This is a genomic window from Neisseria sp. 19428wB4_WF04 (genome assembly GCF_015235335.1).
Taxonomy (GTDB): Bacteria; Pseudomonadota; Gammaproteobacteria; order Burkholderiales; family Neisseriaceae; genus Neisseria; species Neisseria musculi.
Genome location: NZ_JADGLG010000195.1, coordinates 1 through 391 on the forward strand (window position 1 = coordinate 1; position 391 = coordinate 391).

1 pseudogene is annotated in these 391 nt (G+C 39.4%); it reads right to left on the reverse strand.

Features of this window, described 5'->3' with window-relative positions:
* Positions 1 to 391, reverse strand: a pseudogene (locus tag IR141_RS12975) (pyruvate:ferredoxin (flavodoxin) oxidoreductase); the annotation flags it as partial.

Consider the following 391-nt stretch of genomic DNA (forward strand, 5'->3'; position numbering starts at 1 on the left):
CTTCAACTTTTTGAATTTCATGGCTTGTTCTAAAACCATCAAAAAAATGTAAAAATGGCACTCTTCCCTTAATTGCAGCTAAATGTGCTACACCAGCTAAGTCCATGGTTTCTTGCACAGAATGCGAACAAAGCATAGCAAAACCAATTTGTCTTGCCGCATAAATATCTTGATGATCGCCAAAGATAGACAAAGCTTGAGCAGCCAAAGAACGCGCTGCTACATGGATTACACAGGGGAGCAATTGACCTGCTATTTTATACATATTTGGAATTTTAAGGAGTAATCCTTGAGAAGCTGTATAAGTTGTAGTTAAAGCTCCAGCCTGTAAAGATCCATGCACACTACCTGCAGCACCTGCTTCACTTTGCATTTCTACGATTTTTACAGG